At 29.4% G+C, this 771-nt stretch carries 1 protein-coding gene; it reads right to left on the bottom strand.

Annotated elements, in window-relative coordinates; genetic code table 11:
• Positions 1 to 735 (bottom strand): hypothetical protein (locus DXB52_RS15945; RefSeq protein ID WP_147343406.1); only part of this gene is annotated, 735 nt, incomplete at its 3' end.
• Between the last annotated feature and the right edge of the window lie 36 nt (positions 736 to 771).

Raw genomic sequence — 771 nt, 5'->3', positions numbered from 1 at the left:
GTTGGTTTCATACAAAAAATCTGCATATGGAAGACCAGAAAGGAACAGTATAAACATAGGATCTATACGTAAGGAAGTATTAATATTTTTTAAACAATTTAAAATAGTTATCTCTATCTCCATTAAATCTTCTTGTTTGGTTTCATACAAAAAATCTGCATATGGAAGACCAGAAAGGAACAGTATAAACATAGGATCTATACGTAAGGAAGTATTAATATTTTTTAAACAATTTAAATAGTTATCTCTATCTCCATTCCTTTCTAAATCATCAAAGGCTTGGCGTAATAATTTTTCGTGAGTAGCTAAAAGAGAAGAAAATAATCGTTCCTGTTCTTCTGGACTTCGATTGTTATGGATATCATACCATTTTAATTTCTTAGTAGATTCTTTTAATGGGAGAGCTTTTATAATTTTATTGAGATATATTTCGCTCTTATTATGGAATTCATTCAAATCAGAAGCGGTTTGAGCACCATACTTGACAATTGCAATAATATTAATCAGATCAGGTTTATATATTGTTCTCTGTCGGTTATCATCTCCATTTTTACCGTTTCGTTCCACCTGAGAATACCAGTAATCATTATGTTTAATCAAATTGGAAATTTTCTTTTTAGTAATGCCTTTTTCTATACGCAATTCTTGTAAGTGATCTATTAGACGAATTTCTTTTCCATCAATTAAAAGCAATTGTGTTTTATCATATCTAGGAATGGGTGTTGCAACAGCCATATGTTTCAAACCTCCTTATAAATTGTAAGTTAATTT

Origin of the sequence: Ruminococcus sp. OM04-4AA, from assembly GCF_003462585.1 — a bacterium.
Taxonomy (GTDB): Bacteria; Bacillota; Clostridia; order Lachnospirales; family Lachnospiraceae; genus Mediterraneibacter; species Mediterraneibacter faecis.
The sequence above is the reverse complement of the archived record's forward strand: the minus strand, read 5'-3'. Positions and strand labels throughout refer to the sequence as shown.